The organism is archaeon (genome assembly GCA_016432545.1).
Taxonomy (GTDB): domain Archaea; phylum Thermoproteota; class Nitrososphaeria; order Nitrososphaerales; family Gagatemarchaeaceae; genus UBA183.
This window is the reverse complement of the sequence record CP066694.1, coordinates 705,479-722,997: the sequence shown is the minus strand read 5'-3', so window position 1 is coordinate 722,997 and position 17,519 is coordinate 705,479. Positions and strand designations below refer to the sequence as shown.

The 17,519-nt window shown below is 61.1% G+C and carries 17 protein-coding genes; 10 read left to right on the top strand and 7 right to left on the bottom strand.

The window, feature by feature from the left end:
- Positions 1 to 5: 5 nt before the first annotated feature.
- Entirely contained in the window at positions 6 to 2,261 is a 2,256-nt protein-coding gene (locus tag HY247_04015; GenBank protein ID QQG49472.1) for a hypothetical protein, read from the bottom strand.
- A gap of 124 nt (positions 2,262 to 2,385) precedes the next feature.
- Positions 2,386 to 4,842, bottom strand: a complete 2,457-nt coding sequence (locus HY247_04010) for a hypothetical protein (protein ID QQG49471.1) — start codon at positions 4,840 to 4,842, stop codon at positions 2,386 to 2,388.
- A gap of 185 nt (positions 4,843 to 5,027) precedes the next feature.
- Between HY247_04010 and HY247_04005 the strand changes: the two genes are divergently transcribed.
- The 5 genes from HY247_04005 to HY247_03985 are packed head-to-tail and all read left to right on the top strand — an operon-like array spanning position 5,028 to position 9,770.
- Positions 5,028 to 5,978, top strand: a complete 951-nt coding sequence (locus tag HY247_04005; protein QQG49554.1) for a replication factor C small subunit — start codon at positions 5,028 to 5,030, stop codon at positions 5,976 to 5,978.
- Positions 5,974 to 7,245, top strand: coding sequence for a histidine--tRNA ligase (gene hisS / locus HY247_04000; protein ID QQG49553.1), 1,272 nt, complete (start codon positions 5,974 to 5,976; stop codon positions 7,243 to 7,245). The genes HY247_04005 and hisS overlap by 5 nt, the downstream gene beginning before the upstream one ends.
- 60 nt (positions 7,246 to 7,305) lie before the next feature.
- Positions 7,306 to 7,536 (top strand): Lrp/AsnC ligand binding domain-containing protein, encoded by a 231-nt coding sequence (locus HY247_03995; protein ID QQG49470.1) that lies wholly within the window; start codon positions 7,306 to 7,308, stop codon positions 7,534 to 7,536.
- A 43-nt stretch (positions 7,537 to 7,579) separates the two neighbouring features.
- Positions 7,580 to 8,542 carry an NAD-dependent epimerase/dehydratase family protein gene (locus HY247_03990; GenBank protein ID QQG49469.1) on the top strand — a complete coding sequence of 321 codons (963 nt, stop codon included), beginning with the start codon at positions 7,580 to 7,582 and terminating at the stop codon, positions 8,540 to 8,542.
- 31 nt (positions 8,543 to 8,573) lie between these two features.
- Positions 8,574 to 9,770: an aminotransferase class I/II-fold pyridoxal phosphate-dependent enzyme gene (locus tag HY247_03985; protein QQG49468.1), complete on the top strand. Its 1,197-nt coding sequence runs from the start codon at positions 8,574 to 8,576 to the stop codon at positions 9,768 to 9,770.
- Here the strand turns inward: HY247_03985 and HY247_03980 are convergent.
- Positions 9,763 to 10,491, bottom strand: a complete 729-nt coding sequence (locus HY247_03980; protein ID QQG49467.1) for a lipoate--protein ligase family protein — start codon at positions 10,489 to 10,491, stop codon at positions 9,763 to 9,765. The two genes, HY247_03985 and HY247_03980, sit on opposite strands and share 8 nt — an antisense overlap.
- A gap of 54 nt (positions 10,492 to 10,545) precedes the next feature.
- Here HY247_03980 and HY247_03975 point away from each other — a divergent pair, with 54 nt between their 5' ends.
- The 4 genes from HY247_03975 (at position 10,546) to HY247_03960 (ending at position 13,872) form a co-directional block, all read left to right on the top strand.
- Positions 10,546 to 10,968 (top strand): archease, encoded by a 423-nt coding sequence (locus tag HY247_03975; GenBank protein QQG49466.1) that lies wholly within the window; start codon positions 10,546 to 10,548, stop codon positions 10,966 to 10,968.
- 51 nt (positions 10,969 to 11,019) lie between these two features.
- Positions 11,020 to 11,856: a hypothetical protein gene (locus tag HY247_03970; protein QQG49465.1), complete on the top strand. Its 837-nt coding sequence runs from the start codon at positions 11,020 to 11,022 to the stop codon at positions 11,854 to 11,856.
- Between the two features lie 89 nt (positions 11,857 to 11,945).
- The gene (locus tag HY247_03965; GenBank protein QQG49464.1) at positions 11,946 to 13,403 is read left to right on the top strand and encodes an RtcB family protein; all 1,458 of its coding nucleotides are present in this window, start codon (positions 11,946 to 11,948) and stop codon (positions 13,401 to 13,403) included.
- Positions 13,404 to 13,455: 52 nt separating this feature from the next.
- The gene (locus HY247_03960; protein QQG49463.1) at positions 13,456 to 13,872 is read left to right on the top strand and encodes a hypothetical protein; all 417 of its coding nucleotides are present in this window, start codon (positions 13,456 to 13,458) and stop codon (positions 13,870 to 13,872) included.
- Here the strand turns inward: HY247_03960 and HY247_03955 are convergent.
- The 3 genes from HY247_03955 to HY247_03945 are packed head-to-tail and all read right to left on the bottom strand — an operon-like array spanning position 13,869 to position 15,911.
- Positions 13,869 to 14,621: a proteasome assembly chaperone family protein gene (locus tag HY247_03955; GenBank protein QQG49462.1), complete on the bottom strand. Its 753-nt coding sequence runs from the start codon at positions 14,619 to 14,621 to the stop codon at positions 13,869 to 13,871. The two genes, HY247_03960 and HY247_03955, sit on opposite strands and share 4 nt — an antisense overlap.
- A gap of 5 nt (positions 14,622 to 14,626) precedes the next feature.
- Entirely contained in the window at positions 14,627 to 14,998 is a 372-nt protein-coding gene (locus HY247_03950; GenBank protein QQG49461.1) for a double-stranded DNA-binding protein, read from the bottom strand.
- Positions 14,999 to 15,041: 43 nt separating this feature from the next.
- Positions 15,042 to 15,911, bottom strand: coding sequence for a DMT family transporter (locus HY247_03945; GenBank protein QQG49460.1), 870 nt, complete (start codon positions 15,909 to 15,911; stop codon positions 15,042 to 15,044).
- Positions 15,912 to 15,992: 81 nt separating this feature from the next.
- Between HY247_03945 and HY247_03940 the strand changes: the two genes are divergently transcribed.
- Positions 15,993 to 17,057, top strand: a complete 1,065-nt coding sequence (locus tag HY247_03940) for an LAGLIDADG family homing endonuclease (protein ID QQG49459.1) — start codon at positions 15,993 to 15,995, stop codon at positions 17,055 to 17,057.
- On the opposite strand, the gene HY247_03935 is transcribed toward HY247_03940, so the two are convergent.
- Positions 17,044 to 17,472, bottom strand: coding sequence for a ferredoxin family protein (locus HY247_03935; GenBank protein QQG49458.1), 429 nt, complete (start codon positions 17,470 to 17,472; stop codon positions 17,044 to 17,046). The two genes, HY247_03940 and HY247_03935, sit on opposite strands and share 14 nt — an antisense overlap.
- Between the last annotated feature and the right edge of the window lie 47 nt (positions 17,473 to 17,519).

The window sequence follows — 17,519 nt, the reverse complement described above, 5'->3', positions numbered from 1 at the left end:
CTAACCTAAGGTTCGACTGTGAACCCTGAGACCTGAATCCACGTCCTCCTAAGCCCCTGGAAGGTGAAGATCGTCTGCACCAAGAGCTTGTAGTCCCCTGGGGCCAGGTGGGTGGTGCTTATCGTCGCGTTGTATCCGCTTATCGACGCATCCTTGACCAGGCTGTACTTCTTCAGCAGGTGGCCTGTCGAGTCAAAGAGGGACAGCACCTTTCCGACCCTCGCCCAAGACTGTCCGGGATTTGTCCCGGCCAAGGTGCACAAGCCCGTCTCCCCAGGGGCGACTCCGCAGTAGGATGTTATCAGCGGGTTGAAGATCCTCATCTGTATCGCCATCCTGAACACATACGGGGTCCCCTGCTGCACGGCGTTGGAGGTCAGGTTGGCGTCCCAGGCAGACCTGAAGTAAGTGGGACTCCTGTCGAGCTCGCCGGTCCCGCTAACCCTGTCCCAACTCCCCAGCGTGAACGGACCCGACCCGACCTCTAGGTTGTTCAGGAACTTGACCCACCGAGGAGGAGGCCTCACGCGGGAAGGGGCGAAGGCCAGCAACTCCGGCCCGAGCGGCTGGGTCGTGTCCGCCGTGGACTGAGACGTCGAGAAGTGGTCCAAGTCGAAATACTTCAGGTAGTCCAGCGCTGTCATCGGGATACCATCGCTGAAGGTGATGTTCCTGAGGAACTGGAGCCTGATCTCCTGCCCGTTCAGAATCCTCCGCGAAATGTGCTGACCCAGTCCCCTTACCGCCTGGTAGTCGAAAGCGGCCTTTCCTGCGGGAGTCATCCCGCTGAAGGGAGAGACCGAGAAGCTCGACACCATGTAGCCCAAGAAGCTGTCCACCACGCTCGCGTTGTCAGGCGAGAGGAGCATCGGTACGTCGTAGACCACCCTCCAGACGTCGGTCTGCCAACCCCACTGCTCTCCATAAAGCGGGTTGAGCCCCCCTTGGTCGGCCACATGTTCGAGGGCCAGGTTGAGGGTCCCGCCAGGTCTCCCTCCACCAGTAGCGTTCAGTTCGCACGAGCTTGGCCCGCACCTGTGGACGTTGAGGAGGCTGTAGTAGAGCCCCGCCAGGTCGTTGGGACTCTGGGTGGGAATCTGTGCGAAACCAGTCCACCCATTTACGTTGTTTGCGAATAGCTGGTTCTCAAAGTAGCCCATGACGGTCGGTACCTGCTGCGAGTAATAGACGGCGAAGTTCCTTGCCCAGCGCTCCGCTGACTGCTGGTCTGGCGCAAGCATAACATGGCTCGTGGCCACGTTGAGGGTCTGATTCTCGAAGTTCTCCATGTTGACCGGGGTCCCGGAAAACTGGCTGTTGTACTGCTCCATGTTGTAGTAGTACTCGGGGCCAGGGCTGTCTGCCTTCGTGTACATGTCGCAGAGGTCGAGCCCGGTCTGGGTAGAATTCACGTGCTGCGGGGTATTCTCCCATGCGTTCGCGCCCGTCGTACCCTGGAAGGACCCTGGGGACATAACCTCTCGCGAGTTGGGCCCGTAGCAGTTCGCAGAGGCTCCAGCCCTGCCCGGGGGCGTGTGCGCGGAGATCTGCAATCCGATCTGGCCCGCCCAGTTCACTATCTCCGACCCCCACTCGTATCTGTGGTGGTCGTTGACGATCCAAAGATTCGGGGAGAAGGCCTGGGTCTGCGCGGCGTCCGTCCACCAAGTCGTTGAGGAGTCGTAGCTGTCGTTCCCAGCCCCGCAGTTCCCACAGAAGACCCCAGACGCGATGAGCTCCTGGCCTGCCGCGTCGAGGTCGAAGGGATAGAACTTCACGCTTGAGTTGGTCCCGTCCATCGGATTGCAGGCGCCCGAATAGGCTGCGCACGGGAGGACGTCCGGCGAGGCTACGCCTTCGACCCCGTTGAGGATCGTCGACTGGATCAGGCTGTAGTCCTGCATGTACTGTATCGCCCTCCTGAAGTGGACGCTGCTCCCAGGGAACTTGAGAGTGTTGAATGCTATGCTGAAGTAGGAATACGAGACCGTGGCGCCTTCGATTACGTGGGCCTGCGAGGCCAGAGTAGCATATCCTCCGGTGCTGAAACTCCACTCCGGGGCCTGGATCGAGCCTGCCGAGAGCGCGTTCAGCATCCCTGCCTCGGAGGTATACACTGAGATGACCACCCTGTCCACCAGAGGCCCGTGAAGCCCGACCTGGTTCGATGAGAGGAAGGAGCCGTCCGTCGCCCCGGCAATCGGGACGCTGGGCAGGAGGAAGAAGAGCACTAGGGTCGCAGATAGCCAGTACTCCTTCATACGACTCGGATTTCGAAACCGGCCTTAATATCCAATGTTACCATCTCGCATAACCTTCTGAGCGTTCCACGCGGGAGCGAGCTTCTCGAGTCACTGGGGCTTCATCATAGGGTCGGGACGGGGCCTACGAAACTCTGAATCCAGAAGACTGGCTCCAGGTCCTGCGCAGGCCTTGGAAAATGTAGCTCGAGCTAATCAATGTCCTGTAGTCTCCGGGGGTAAGGCTCGAAGTGTCAATCGCTGCGCTGTAGACTCCTGTGGCCAAGTTGATGTGGAGATTGTACTTCCTAACTAGGGCTCCGGCCGCCGTGTAGAGCCAGAGGACCTTCCCCAACTTGGGCATAGACAATCCATTAGTCATTCCCTTCAACTGGCACAGGCCCGTTGCCCCCGAACTCACTCCACAGTAGGTAGAGCCAGTTGGATTGTAGATTGGAATTACGAGTGTCGTCCTGAACAGATAGGGGGTCCCGGGGGAAACCTGATTGGCTGACAGGTTCGCGTACCAAGCACTGCGGAAGTAGAACTGGTTTCTGTCGATCTCACCCGTCCCACTGGGCGTGTCCCAGGTCCTCAACCAGAACGGCCCGGAGCCCACCTCGAGGTTGTTGAGGAAGCGGAGCCACTTTGAAGGATGAGGGGATCCTTGGGTCTCGTATGCTCCGGTAGGAAAGAAGAACGGCTTAGTGGTGTCCAGAGTGGAGGAAATGGTCGACACGTGGTCCAGGTTGAAGTACTTCCAGATGTGTTGGGGCAGTATGGGCAACACTATCCTGCCTTCGTTCCAGAAGGAAGAAATGTTGAGATAGATGTCAATGGTGTATCTGTCGACGACATTCGACGAGATGAGCCCCAGCGGCCCGCCTAGGATGTTTGACATGGGGGAGGCGCTGTCTGGGTAGTTAGGGGAACCTGCAACATTCCACGCGTCGAGGGAGAACTGATAGTCGACCGCAGTCAATGGGACTCCGTCGCTGAAGGTGATGTTGTTTGCAAAGACGAAGCGGATCCTCTCTCCATTGACTATGTTTGCCGCCGCATGTTGCTGGGGTCCCTTGATGGCCTGGTAGTCGAAAGACCCCTTGCCTGAAGGCGTTGGTCCCGTAAAGGAGGAGATCGAGTGTGAAGTCGTGAGGTAGTCCTCGAGAGCGCCCTGCACGTTTGCTTGCCGGGGGGGGACGACAAGAGGACTATCGTAGAACTCGCCCCAGACATCCCGCTGCCACGACCAGGCCGTTTGGTAGAGAGGGTTGAGTCCATCCTGGTCTGCGACCTGCTGTAGCGCGAGCGCGAAGGTACCGCCAGGTTGTCCTCCTCCGACCCCTCCAATGTCGCAGCTAGAAACACCGCACATGTGGACGTTAAGGAGAGTATAGTAGAGTCCAGCAGCCTCGTTGGGACTCTGGGTGGGGAGGAGTGCAAAGCCCGTCCAGCCGTTCGCGTTCTCTGCGAACAATTGGTTCTCGAAGTAGCCCATCACCGTGGGCAACTGCTGGGAATAGTCGACCGCGAAGTTTCTGGCCCATTGCTCGGCTGTCGTCCTGTCGTGCGCATAGGATACGTGGTTCGTCGCGATGTTGACGCTCTGGTTCTCGAAGTTCCCCAGGTTCGTCGGTGTCCCTGAGAACTGAGAGTTGTACTCCTGCAAGGTTCCGTCATAGTCCGGTCCTCCTATGAAACCGAACGTGTACATGTCGCAGCCCACAGACGCGACCACGGTCGAGTTCACAACCTGGGGGGAGTTCTGCCAGGCTAGGGCACCCGTTGTCCCCTGGAACTGGCCAGGCGTTATTATCTCGTGGGCCAAGGGAGCGTAACAGTAGGTGAATGCGCCTCCTATGCCTCCACCGAAGCAGCACAGGCGATTGTCGAGTGCCAGCCCAATCTGCGACGCTTCGAACGACATCCTGGCACCCCAAGGGTCCCTATGATGTGTCGTCCTTCTCCATAGAGTGGGGAACAGGGCGCTGGTGTGCAACGAATCGTAGAACCAATGCGTCGAGCTGTTGGCGTTCGAAGCAGAGCAACCGTCGCAGAAGAATCCTCCCGCAAGCAGCTCGGCCGCTGCAGCAGTGAGGTTGAAGGAATACGACTTCACGCTTGCGTTGCCGCCGTCCATGGGATTGCACGCTCCTCCGTATGCCGGGCATGGGAGAACGTCCGGCGAAGCGATTCCTTCAACTCCGTTCAGGATCGTCGTCTGAATGTAGCTGTAGTCTTGGAGGTACTGGACCGCCCTTCGGAAGTGGACGTTGCTACCTGGGGCTTTCAGAGTATTGAAATTTAGGCCGAACCACGAATAGCTCACAGTCGAGTTTTCGATGACATCAGGGTTGCTACCCAGAGAGGTGTATGCGCCGGTGCTAAACGTCCATTCAGGAGCCTGTATGGTTCCTGCTGCGACTGCGCCCTGCATACTTGAGTCAGTGTAGTAAACACTGATCAGGACCTTGTCGACCAGCGGACCGTGCAACTGCACCTGGGAGCCTGGCAGGAAGGACCCGTCCACCGCGCCTGCAAGAGGAACGCTGGGCAGCAGCATCGCCAACACGAGGACAAGGAAGATTCCTCTCCCGCTCATGGGTGGTCAATTTCGGACTTCGAACATCCTATTATCTCGTTCTCATCCGCCTGGCCGAGGGAGGCCCTCTCCCCTCGAGTCGCTCTCATGGCCTCGAAGGAATAAATACGCTGAGAGGTCGAGTTTTCTCAAATGGCTTGTGTCTCCGTCAGGGGCTCGCTCATCTGATGCCCATCGAGAACCTGATGTGGGTCGAGAAGTATCGCCCCCAGAAGCTCGAAGAAGTCGCAAACCAGAAAGCCATCAAGTCGAGGCTCTCCTCTCTCCTCGCTCGCAAGGAAGAGCTCCCTCACCTATTGTTCGCAGGGCCGCCCGGGTCAGGGAAGACTACCACAGCCCTCATCGTCGCGAAGCAGGTCCTCGGCGAGCACTGGGCCGACTACACGCTGATGCTCAACGCGAGCGACGAGCGCGGCATCGACACTGTCAGGGAGAAGGTCAAGGTCTTCGCGAGGTTCGTCGACCGGCGCGAGGGGGTCCCCTTCCGGCTCGTGGTCCTCGACGAATCCGACGAAATGACCCGCGACTCGCAGAACGCCCTCCGGAGGATCATGGAGGAGTACTCAAAGTATACCCGTTTCGTCCTGGTCTGCAATTACTCATCGGGCATCATTGAAGCGATCCAGAGCCGCTGCGCGATCTTCAGATTCCAGCGCCTAGACGAGGAGTCGGTCGTCGAGCACTTGAAGGCGATAGCGAAGAAAGAGAGCCTCGCCTACGCTGACGACTCGGTCTTCGCCTCGGTCTTCGAGGCTACCCAGGGGGACCTCAGGCAGGCGATCAACCTTCTCCAGGCCGCATCCTCATCAGGCGAGCTGACACAAGACTCGGTCAAGACAGTCTCCGGGTCGAGCGTGCGGTCCAGGGTCGGCGAGATAATCACCCTTGCGATGGGCGGGAACTTCGAAGGCGCCCGAACTAAGATGGTCGAGCTGACGCGCGTCTACGGCATCCCCGAGCGGGACTTCCTTCGCTTCGCGAACGAGGTGGTCACCTCGATGGAGGTCGACGACCTTGCCAAGGCGGTCGAGATACTCGCAGAGTACGACTTCCGCCTCGTCCAGGGCTCCCAGCCCGAACTCCAGCTTACTGCGATGCTGGCCCAGCTCTCCAAGCTGAAGAAGAAGGGCGATTAGGACGGACCTATCCTTACCCCGCGGAATCAGGGACATCGAGCCCGAGGACTATGCGATCCAGTCGAGGATCCAGCGCGCCTTCGAGGAAGTCGCGGGCCTCTACAACTTCCAGATGATGGAGCCCGCCCCCATAGAACACGTCTCGATCCTAGGGGCGAAGAGCGGGGCGGACGTCGAGCGCGAGATCTACGCCTTCAAGGACAAGGGGGGTCGCGACGTGGGCCTCCGTTTCGACCTTACCGTAGGGATGACCCGCTACGCATGCTCCAGGCGCGACCTGAAGCCTCCCGTCAAGCTCGCCGCCCTTGCAGGAGTCTGGAGGTACGACGAGCCGCAGCACGCAAGGTACCGCTGGTTCAGGCAGTGGGACCTCGAGATCTTCGGGCCCAGGAGCGTGGGCGCAGACGCAGAAGTAATCGAAGCCACCTCCCGCCTATTCGAGAAACTCGGTCTCAAGGGCTTCAAGGTCTCCGTGGGAGACCGGAGAGTCGTGGAAGAGTTCATCACCCGCAACCTCGGCGTAGCCACTCAGAGGGCGCCGGAACTGATGAGGGCCCTCGACAAGGCCCAGAAGCGGAGCCTCCCCGAGCTCAAGTCAGAGTACACTAAGAAGGGCTTCGAATCGAAGCAGATCGAGTCGCTGTTCGAGCTCGGCCGCACCTCAGGCCCGCCCGCCAAGGTCATTTCAAAGCTCGAGGAGCTCAAGCTCGACGTCTCCTCCCTGGCCGAGCTCAAGGACTCTCTCTCCCACAGGGGGGTCTCGAACTTCGAGTTCAACCTCGGGGTCGTGAGGGGCATTGACTACTACACTGGGATCGTCTTCGAGGTCTACGACGGAGACCACCCCGACCTCGGCTCTCTCGCCGGGGGCGGGAGGTACGACCTCCTCCCCAAGACCTTCGGGCGGGACGACCTCTCCGCCACCGGTGCCGCCGGCGGTATGGAGCGGATCGCGCTCTCCCTCGCTGGTAAGGGAGGCCCGAAGAGGTCCCTCGTCTACGTGGCCTTCGCCGGACCTTCCGCATGGAAGCACGCGCTCGGCATCCAACGCCAGCTTAGGGAGGAAGGGATCCAGACCGACGCGTCATTCCAGGAGAGGCCCCTCTCCAAGCAGCTCGAGGACGCCAGCAGGATGGGCGCCTCGTGGGCCGTGATCATAGGCGAGAAGGAGATTTCAGCGCGCAAGGTGACCCTGAGGGACATGTCCTCCAGAGGGGAAGAGGCGCTGACCCTGGCCTCAGCAGTGAAGCGGATCCTGGGCTCGTAGCGTGCTGGCCTCTCGCCCCGGCACAAGATTTAACCAAAGCCCCTTGCTAATGATGAAGCGATGGAGCGCGCGATAGTCCTAGTCAACCTCAGCCCCGGCTCAGAGGAGCAGAGCCTCGCCGCCTTGAAGGAGATGCCCGGCATCAAGTCGGTCTACCAGCTCTACGGGCTCTACGACCTCCTCGTCATGGTCGAGGGGAACGACGACCAGGCCGTAAAGTCGATAATCGCTGACAACCTCAGGTCCAAGCCCGGGGTCGTGTCGACGATCACGATGAAGATTCTCTCCTAGAATCCGCCAATCTTTAAACGGGCACGGACGCGCCCCGCCGCAGTTGTCTCCCAGGGTCCTCGTGACCGGAGCCGCCGGACAGATAGGCGCCGAACTAGTCCCCCTCCTCCGCTCAAAGTACGGAAAGGACAACGTTGTCGCGGGGCTCCACAGAGCCCAGGGCATCCCCGCCTTGAAAGACGGCCCGACCATCCAGCTCGACATCTCCGACCCCTCTGCCCTCGCCGCCGCGGTCAATGAGAACAAGATCGACACTCTCTACCACCTCGCCGCCCTTCTCTCCGCGACCGGCGAGAAGGACCCACAGCTCGCATGGCGCATCAACATGGACGGCCTCCGCAACGTCCTTGAGGTCGCCCGGAACGCCAAGCTCTCGAGGGTCTTCTGGCCCAGCTCCATCGCCGTCTACGGCCCGGACGCCCCAAGGACCTCCGCCCCCCAGAGCGCAGCCCTCAACCCCACCACGATGTACGGGGTCACAAAGGTCGCCGGCGAGCTCCTCTGCAACTACTACTTCCTGAAGTATGACCTCGACGTCCGGGTCCTCCGCTACCCGGGCCTCATCAGCAGCGAGTCCCCCCCGGGAGGAGGTACGACCGACTACGCCGTCGAGATCTTCTATGAGGCCCTCAAGAAGGGGTCTTACTCCTGTTTCCTCCGAGAGGACACAGTCCTCCCCATGATGTACATGCCAGACGCCCTCGAAGGCACCGTCGGCTTCATGGAGGCCGACCACTCCAGGGTCCCGAGGCACCTCGGATACAACCTTGCCGCCATCAGCTTCTCAGCCGGAGACCTCGCCTCTGAGATCAAGCGCCACATCCAGACCTTCACAATCTCCTATGCGCCCGACTCCCGCCAGAAGATCGCCGACTCCTGGCCGATGTCCATCGACGACGCGGAGGCCCGCCGCGACTGGGGCTGGGCCCACAAGTTCGACCTCGGCAGGATGACCTCCGACATGCTCCAGAAGCTCGGCCCACGCCTCGCGGCGAAAGACGTTTAGACCCTCCATCAGACCCCCGGACTGGACAAAGATGCGCGACCCAACCTCGTTCCTGAAGGCGGAGTACGACGACCTCGTCCGACAGGAGATTGACTGGAGGCTCCGCGTGCTGGGCGGCCCGAGCTCCCCCTGGTGCATGGTCGACGGCAAGAAGGTCCTGATGTTCTGCTCCAACAACTACCTTGGACTCAGCAACCACCCCAAGCTCAAGGAGGCTGCGATCGAGGCAGTCAAGACCTACGGCGCCGGCTCAGGGTCCGTGCGCCCCATCGCGGGAAACATGGACCTCCACATGGAGCTCGAGAGGCGCCTCGCGGCCTTCAAGGGCGCCGAGGCTTCGCTGGTCTACCAGACGGGCTTCGCGGCCAACGCCGGCCTGATCCCCCAGCTTGCCGGCAAGGGCGACCTTGTCATCAGCGACGAGCTAAACCATGGGAGCATCATCGACGGGGTCCGCCTCTCCCACGCTGAGAGGGGCGTCTACAAGCACGCCGACTCCGAGGACCTCGCGCGCGTCCTCGCAGAGGCCGAGAAGGCCTCCCCCTCGTACCAGAGAATCCTGATAATCACTGACGGCGTCTTCTCAATGGACGGCGACATCGCACCCCTCGACAAGATCGCGGACCTCGCCGAAGAGCACGGGGCGATGCTCTACGTCGACGACGCCCACGGCGAGGGCGTGCTGGGCGAAGGGGGAAGGGGCATAGTCGCTTTCTTCAAGCTCCCGAGGCAGAAGGTCCAAGTCGAGATGGGCACCTTTTCGAAAGCCTTCGGAGTCGTCGGGGGCCATGTCTCCGGCTCGACCGACCTCAGGAACTTCGCATACAACAAGTCAAGGACCTGGCTCTTGAGCGGCTCACACCCGCCAGCCGTCGTCGCGGCCTGCCTCGCGGCCATCGACGTCCTCGAAACAGAACCCCAGCACGTCCTGAAGCTCTGGGCCAACACGCGCAGGTTCAAGAAAGCTATGGAGGACCTGGGTTTCGACGTCGGGAAGAGCCGCACCCCGATCACCCCGGTAATGGTTGGGGACAGCGGTGCAGCGAAGAGGCTGTCAGCGCGCCTCTTCGAATTGGGAGTCTTCGCGCTTCCGATCGTCTACCCGATGGTCGGGCAAGGAAAGGCCAGGATCAGGACCATCATGAACGCGGCCCTGTCCGACTCTGACGTTGACTTCGCCGTCAACGCCTTCGAGAAGGCCGGGAAGGAACTCGGCCTGATCAAGTGAACGGGTCGCCCAGGTTCCAGCCGTCGCTCGCGTACTTCTCCCTGAGGCCCTTGAGCCTCTCTTCCTCGAGAGCAGTCAGACGCCCCGCCTTCAGTTCGAACGTCCCTTCTCTGCCCAGCGCTCCGACGAACTCGCTCCTCAAGAGTCCGCAGTTGGCCACTCGAGTGAAGTTGCTCCTGGGATAACGCCTCTCCAGCTTCTCGTCCTTGGGCTTGGTCAGCCTCTGGACCTCTTCCAGGTCGGCCTCCCTGAGCAGTGTCCCGTGGCACAACACAGCCTCCTTGGCGACGTACGCAGCCATTCCGCTCACCTTCCCTTTCCCGGTGACCAGGCTGTTCGGCGGCTTGAACTCGCAGGCAAGGCCGCAAGACTTCAGAGCCCTGACCAAGACTCTTGCAAACGCCTCGAAAACGTCCTTTGCACCCGCCGAGGGCCCGACGACCTCGCTCCTCCTGCCCACGAGGAACGACCAGTTCGTGTTCCCCGGCCCGTTGTACACCGCCCCGCCAGCGCTCATCCTCCTCACGACCGGTATCCCCTTTGCCCTGCAATAGTCGAGGTCGGTCTCATGCGACGCCAGCTGCCCTCTCCCCACCACCACCGAAACCTGACTGTCCCACACCCTGACCGTCGGTTCGGAGAACTCGACCAACAGCGCCTCCTCAAGGGCGAGGTTCGAGTACGGGTCCTCCAGGGTGAGGTCCAGAAGCCTCGCCTTCATCGAGGATCGAGCCAGCCGCATAGATTAAGAAGTTTGGAATCGCGGCGAGCCTCCGTGCCCCACAGGTTCCTCCCAGACGTCGCCCTCGCCGACATCGCCTTCGAGGCCACCTCCGATTCTCTTTCTGGACTCTTCGAGGCCTGCGCCCTTGCGCTCACTGACATCATGGTCGATCCCTCTACCCTCCGTGCAGCCAAGTCGAAAGAGGTCACTTTGAATGCCGAGGACCGAGAGCGCCTGCTCTACGACTTTCTCACCGAACTCATAGTCGTCAAAGACGTGGACTCGCTCCTATTCAAGGAGGTCAAGGTCACGCTGACAAAAGATGGCGGCGCCCTCAAGGCCTCATTGCGAGGAGAACCAATCGACAGAGTTCGGCACACCCTTCGCAATGATGTCAAGGCCGTGACAATGCACATGTTCAGCATCGTCAACACTCCTGAAGGCTGGAAGGCTACGGTGGTCCTCGACATTTGAGCCGACCTGAAGAGAATCAGCGACTCGTTCCCTGCGCTTAGGTAAACTCGGTTGAAGCTGTCCAAAGATCGTCCGACGTACACCGCCATCCTCCTGATCGGGGTCATCGCCATTGGGCTTCAGCAACAGTCTATGGGATTCACCGCGACCCTGGCACAGCTGAAGGCAGGGCAGTTTCACACCGCGCTCGACAAGAGGGGAACCGGAGGGGCTGTGGTCAGTGTCCTTAACCTTCGAGTCCTCTACGTGCAGCACGAAGACGACGGCGACTACCACGTCGCTGTCACCGATCGCTCCATCTGCGGAACGGGGCTGACTCCTCCGAGCAACTCATCGGGGTGCAACTTCGAAGGTAGCATATTCATCACCGAGATCATTCCCTCGCATCCCCTCACAATCCCCAGGGTAGGCAGCGTCATCGACATCACCGGCATTGTCTACTGCGACAACGTCCTCGAACAAAACGAAGACCAAGCCTGGCACGGATACTCCTGTTGGGAGATCCACCCGATCCTCCAATGGAAGGAGTCCTCAGACCAAAGCCTCTACGTAGGCGACTCCTTCTTCTGGGAGAATGCCTCGACCTACGAAACGGTCGCCTGTTGCAATAGGACATTCACCCCCGTGGTCCAGGTTTCATCCATTCACGGTGGAACGGTCGAGGTCTACTCTTCCGCGATAAACAGAGGAATCCCAGTCATGGTCTCAGACGGAGTTACCAGGAGCTTCGCGGTCCCTGAAGGCTCGAAGGTAATCCTATCCGCGATTCCTAATCCCGGCTACCACTTTGGGAACTGGACCGGCAGCTACTATCAGCTCCAGGCTCAGTTGACGGTGAGAGCCACCAACAACTCGTACTCAGTCGCCAGTTTCGTTTTCGGCCCCTAAGTCATGAGCCGCAGTCCGGTGCAGTCAATGAAGCCCCAAACCTCCAAACCCTTAAAGTATCAAGACCGGCCCGGCGTCAAAGATTCCGCTTGCCCATGGTCGATTCCATCAAACAAGTCTCCGACGTGACCTGGGAGATCCCCACCTCGTACAAGCAGGGGATGCTCGTCCCTTCGCGGATCTACGCTACCAGGAAGCTCCTCGAGTCGATGGACTCGGGGGTCATCGAGCAGGTGACCAACCTCGCCTGTCTTCCGGGGATTGTCCGCCACGCCTACGCCATGGCCGACGCCCACTGGGGCTACGGGTTCCCAATAGGCGGCGTTGCCGCTTTCGAACTTGATTCGGGCGTGATTTCGCCCGGCGGGGTCGGATTTGACATAAATTGCGGTATGCGTCTCATACGCACAAATTTACGCTATTCTGAGGTCAAATCCAAGGTAAAAGAACTGGTAGACCTGATGTTCAGGCTCGTCCCGGCCGGAGTGGGCGTAAAGGGGACTCTCCGTCTCTCCGAGCCCCAGTTCGAGGAGGTAATGAAGTACGGAGTCAAGTGGTGCGCCGAGAACGAGCTCGCCTGGGAGGACGACCCCTCGCACGTGGAAGAGGGCGGCTTCATCAAGGGCGCCGACCCGTCCAAGGTCAGCCCCCAGGCCCGAAGCCGCGGGATCGGACAGCTCGGGACCCTCGGCTCCGGCAACCACTACCTCGAGATCCAGGTCGTGGACCCCTCTCGGTTCTTCGACCCAAACCTCGCAAAGCACTTCGGGATCGTCCACGAGGACCAGGTCGTGGTGATGGTCCACTGCGGAAGCCGCGGCTTCGGGCACCAGGTCGGTAGCGACTACCTCCGGGTCTTCGACGGCGCGATGCGCAAGTACAACATCACAGTCCGCGACCGCGAGCTGGCCTGCGCCCCCTTCTCCTCCAAGGAGGGCGGGGACTACTACGGGGCCATGGTCTGCGCCGCAAACATGGCCTTCGCCAACCGCCAGGTGATCGTCCACCGCGTCAGGGAGGCCTTCTCCAAGGTCTTCCACAAGGACGCAGAGGCTCTCGACATGGGACTAGTCTACGACGTCTGCCACAACATCGCCAAGGTAGAGCGCCACACCTTCGACAAGAGGACCGCCGACCTCCTCGTCCACCGCAAGGGCGCGACCCGGAGCTTCGGCCCCGGGCACCCGGACATACCCCTACCCTACCGCTCCATCGGCCAGCCGGTGATCATCGGTGGGTCCATGGAGACCGGCTCCTACCTCCTCCTAGGGACGCAGAAGGCGATGGAGGAGACCTTCGGCTCGACCGCCCACGGCTCGGGGAGGACGATGTCTAGGACGGCAGCCAGGCGCGAGGTCCGGGGCGCGGAGCTTCAGAAGAGGATGCTGGAGCGGGGGATATACGTCAAGGCGGCGACGATGGACGGCCTCGCGGAGGAGGCAGGCATGGCCTACAAGGACATCTCCGAGGTCGTCGAGACGATGGACAGGGCTGGCATCTCCAAGAAGGTCGTAGCCCTGAGGCCTATAGGCAACATCAAGGGCTGAACACCGCTCAGGATTAAATACGGAACCCGAGACCGCACAAGGAGTCAGGAGATTGGTCTCCCTCCCGTCCCTCCCCTCCGACGCAGTGGGGATCCTGGTCTACGTGGTCGGCCTCGTGATCCTCTGGGTCATAGTCTCGATCCCGGTCTACTTCGCGGGCAAGGCGGTCACGCACGGGCGCTCCGGGTTCAGGACGGCGATGGGGGCGACCCTCGGGGGCGGCCTCGCGTACTTCATAGTCTACTGGGTCGTCGCCTTCTTCCTAGGGCCCGTCCTACCCTCGAGCGCGCTCGCCCTCGCCTCGATAATCGGGATAATCGTCTGGCTCGCGGTCTACCGCTCTGCCTTCGACACCGGCTGGCTGGGCGCGATAGGCATCGTGGTCCTCGCCTGGATAATCCTGCTCGTGCTGGACTTTGTCCTCGTCCGCTCCTTCCACGTCTCCTTCCCGGACTTCTTCCCGTTCTAGCCGATGTACCCGGGGCGCTCGCGCTTCGGCTGAGGGCTCGTCTCCGCCGACTCTGCCATCGCCTGGAGCTGGCTGATCACCTTCTGCGTCTCCTCCGCCTTCTCCTTCAGCTTGGAGGTGTCTATCGAGAAGCCCACCACCTTGGAGAGGACCTCCAGGACCGCCCTCGAGGCCCCCGCGTCCACCACGTATCCCGAGGTCTCGCCCAGGAGACACCCTCCCTCCATCCCCCTCAGCGCCGCCACCCCGACCAGGAGCCCGTTCATCCCGCTCACGGCCCCGTCCTTCATCAGGGTCACCCCCGACCCGGAGAGCGCGTCCAGCATCTCCTTCGAGGTCCCGGCCCCGTAGACCTTGGGCGCATCAGAGAACCCGCCCGTGATGTACGCCGCGAGGGTGTAGACCTTCCCCACCCCGCACTTCTTCGCGAACCCCACGACCGCGTCCGAGAGCTCGTACTCCCCCTCGGAGGTCGTCGGCTGCGCGTCCGCTGTGAAGACCATGAGCCCCTTCCCGTCCACCTTCGCGAAGTAGACCCCTCCCTTTTGCTCCTCCACAGTCCCGTCCGCCTTCACGTTGACCTGGGGCGGGAAGCTCTCGCTGGAATACTCGGCCACCTTCTTGAGCCCTAACTCGTCCACGAGGTGGTCCGCGGCCAGCTTGCCCACGTACCCGCTCCCCGGGAGCCCGCAGACAAGGACCGTCCCCTCGGGGACCGAGACGACCTTCTCCCTTACGACCCCTCCCATTACTCCTACTCCCTCCTCGAAAGCTTCTCGCTCAGGTCGACCAGCTTCCCCTTGTCCTGGACCCTGATCGAGGTCTTGAGCCTGAACCTGAGCCCCACCTGTCTGAAGATAGAGTACAGCTCCCCTCCGGAGACCCTGTCCTTGAGCCTCCCAGACTTCACCAGCCCTGCCAGCTCCCCGACGAGCCTCTCCGTCTCCCGGGGGTAGAAAGAGTACGCAGCCTCGAGGACCTCGTCCCCCCTGTCGTAGAGGACCCCCTCCACGACCTCCCTGTCGTTCTTCACAGCCGGGGCGGGCGCATCCCTGGCCTCCAGCTTCCTCCTCATCGCGAGCAGCTTCCTCTGCTCGATGAGCCTCAGCTCCTCGTCCTCGTTCAAATCTCGAACGACCGCCTGCCCCGCAGACAAAAAGCTTCCTGAATCAGTGCCGGCCGCTCGTCGCGAGCCCCACAGCCACCAGGAGGAGTGCGCCACCGACGAGGGTCGCGACCCCCAGCTGCTCCCCCAGGAGCAGGACCCCGCCGACCGCGCTCACGATGGGGACCAGGTAGAGCTGGACCCCCAGCTTTGAGAGCGCCTGCCTGCTGACCAGGGTGTAGAAGATCATGTTCGCTATCACCGTGCTGAGGATCGCAAGATAGAGCACGCTGAGCCACCCGGTCGCCGAGAGCCCCTCGGCCTGCGTCAGGAGCCCGGGGGTCACCAGAGGCAGCAGCATCGCGGTCCCAAGAAACGCGGCCCACGCGGCCACGGGATAAGGCCCGTACTTTGCGACCAGGGGCTTCGACGACACAGTGAAGGTCGCCCCCGCCATCGCGGCCACGACCACCAGGCCTGGCCCGAAGGCCGCGCCCGTGAGGCTCAGGTCCGGGCTCGAGATAACCACTGCGCCCGCGATCGCGAGCACCAGCGCTCCCCAGATCCTCGAGGAGATCTTCTCATGGAGCACGATGGAAGAAAGAAGCACTGTCGTGAGAGGCGCAAGAGAGATGAGCAGCCCTGCGAGGGACGCGTTCACGATCTTCTCCGACGCGTTGAGGGACAGGTGGTAGATCGCTACGCTCGTCGCGGCCACGACTATGAGCCTGGGAAAGTCCTTCCGCTCGAACTTCGCCTTGGGCCTGACTATGAAGCGATAGAGGATCAGGAACGCCGCGGAGACGATGAGCCACCTCAGGAGGGTCAGGTTGTTGGAGTCGAGCTCAAAGTCCGCCTGCCTGATCGCGACGAAGGCCATCCCCCAGATGACAGAGAGCGTGATGAGGAGCGCGTACGGCCTGATGCTGGCCAATGAGCGCGCCCGGCGCAGCCCGGCTTTAAGCCGCTCTGAGGCCATGGTGGGCGCTAAGTACTCACAGGCACCTCGGAGTCGTTGGCCGACGAGGACGACCCGCGAGTCATCACCCTACTGAGGACCAAGGGCCTAAGCATCCGGTCCCTCCACGAGCCGACGCGAGGCCTGCTCAAGGCCTACCTATTCAGGGTCCACGTGGAGCAGGGCGTCTCCCTCTCAGACCTCGCGAAGCGGATAGGCAACAAGACCAGCGGCTACACCTCTTGGCTCTGCAGGGAGCTCGGGGTCAGGGCGCGCCCCTTCGAGGAGGCGCGGCTCAAGGCGATCAGGGAGAAGAGGAGGAAGTACGAGCGGAGGCCCTTCGACGGGACGGACGAGGACAAGGCGTACTTGCTGGGGCTGAAGCATGGAGACCTGACTACATCTAGGCCTTGGAAAGACGTGGTAAAGGTGAGCACGAGCACGACGCACCCTGCCATGGCGAGACTCTTCGACCGCCTGTTTGGTGGGCATGGTCACGTGTACAGATATGCAAGATACAAGAAAGACACGAAGACCTACGAATGGAATCTCGCCGTCATTCTGGACCCCAGTTTCGATTTCCTAACCCAAAGCCACGAAGATGTATGGGCTTGGGTCTCCACAAGCCAGGCACTCAAGCGGGCATACCTCTCCGGGCTCCTCGACGCCGAAGGCAGCGTGGGAATCTACAAGGCCAAAAACTCGGTCGCAGTGGTAATCGCATACTACAACACCAACCTCCGGCTCCTGGAACTCGTGCGCCGTTGGATAAGGGACCTGGGTTTCAATCCACTTGCGCCCTATCTGGACAAAGCGAAAGGGTTCAGGTCTCCGGGATTCCAGATTGAGATGAAGAAGGATTACTGGAGGGTTCTCATTACAAGGTCTGAGGAATCCAAGTCTTTCCTGGGGGTCTTGAGCCTAAGGCACGAAGAGAAACAGGCCAAGTCTAGGATGGCGCGCGCTCTCAAAGGAAGTGAACGGTGGGATGCGGTCGGGCCCAGGGTGTCTCAGTTGCGCCAGGAAATACGCCAAGGCCGTGATGACTTTGTCGGCATTGCGAAGCAAGTTGTGGAACTACGGGTCGCGAAGCGATTGCTGACTGCGGCTAAGGCTGGGTGATCTTGATTGACTGCGTCGGGCAACTTGTTTCACAAGCCATGCAGTAGATGCAGTCGTTCTCACGCACGGGGTCCGACTTGTCAGTCCTGTATGAGTTCCACTCCTCGGAGCCGCTCTCGAGGACCTTGTCCTTGCCCGTCCCAGCCTGACCGGGGTTCAGGAGCCACTCGAAGACGAAGACAGGGCAGACGTCCATGCAGACCCCGTCCGCAACGCACGACTCCCAGTCGATCGCTACCGACGTCCCGTGGATCCCGTTGGTGGTCGGGTAAGGCTTGGCGTCCCCGTCCATCCTGCTCGCGCCGAGTGCCCTGACCTTGTGGCTGACGTGCTCGCCGGTGACAGGGAACTGGTCTGGCTTCGAGAGGAAGTTCGGGTCGATCGGGGCAGACTTGTAGCCCGCGTCTCTCGTCATGATTGTTGAATCGTCCCTGAGAGGAGGTTATAAGTCTAATTGGAGAT

Excerpts from the sequence above, each read along its gene's own strand:
- HY247_04005 (QQG49554.1), top strand. The coding sequence starts at position 5,028 with ATGTGGGTCGAGAAGTATCGCCCCCAGAAGCTCGAAGAAGTCGCAAAC.
- HY247_03980 (QQG49467.1), bottom strand. The coding sequence starts at position 10,491 with ATGAAGGCGAGGCTTCTGGACCTCACCCTGGAGGACCCGTACTCGAAC.
- HY247_03985 (QQG49468.1), top strand. The coding sequence starts at position 8,574 with ATGCGCGACCCAACCTCGTTCCTGAAGGCGGAGTACGACGACCTCGTC.
- HY247_03955 (QQG49462.1), bottom strand. The coding sequence starts at position 14,621 with ATGGGAGGGGTCGTAAGGGAGAAGGTCGTCTCGGTCCCCGAGGGGACG.
- HY247_04015 (QQG49472.1), bottom strand. The coding sequence starts at position 2,261 with ATGAAGGAGTACTGGCTATCTGCGACCCTAGTGCTCTTCTTCCTCCTG.
- HY247_03995 (QQG49470.1), top strand. The coding sequence starts at position 7,306 with ATGGAGCGCGCGATAGTCCTAGTCAACCTCAGCCCCGGCTCAGAGGAG.
- HY247_04010 (QQG49471.1), bottom strand. The coding sequence starts at position 4,842 with ATGAGCGGGAGAGGAATCTTCCTTGTCCTCGTGTTGGCGATGCTGCTG.
- HY247_03935 (QQG49458.1), bottom strand. The coding sequence starts at position 17,472 with ATGACGAGAGACGCGGGCTACAAGTCTGCCCCGATCGACCCGAACTTC.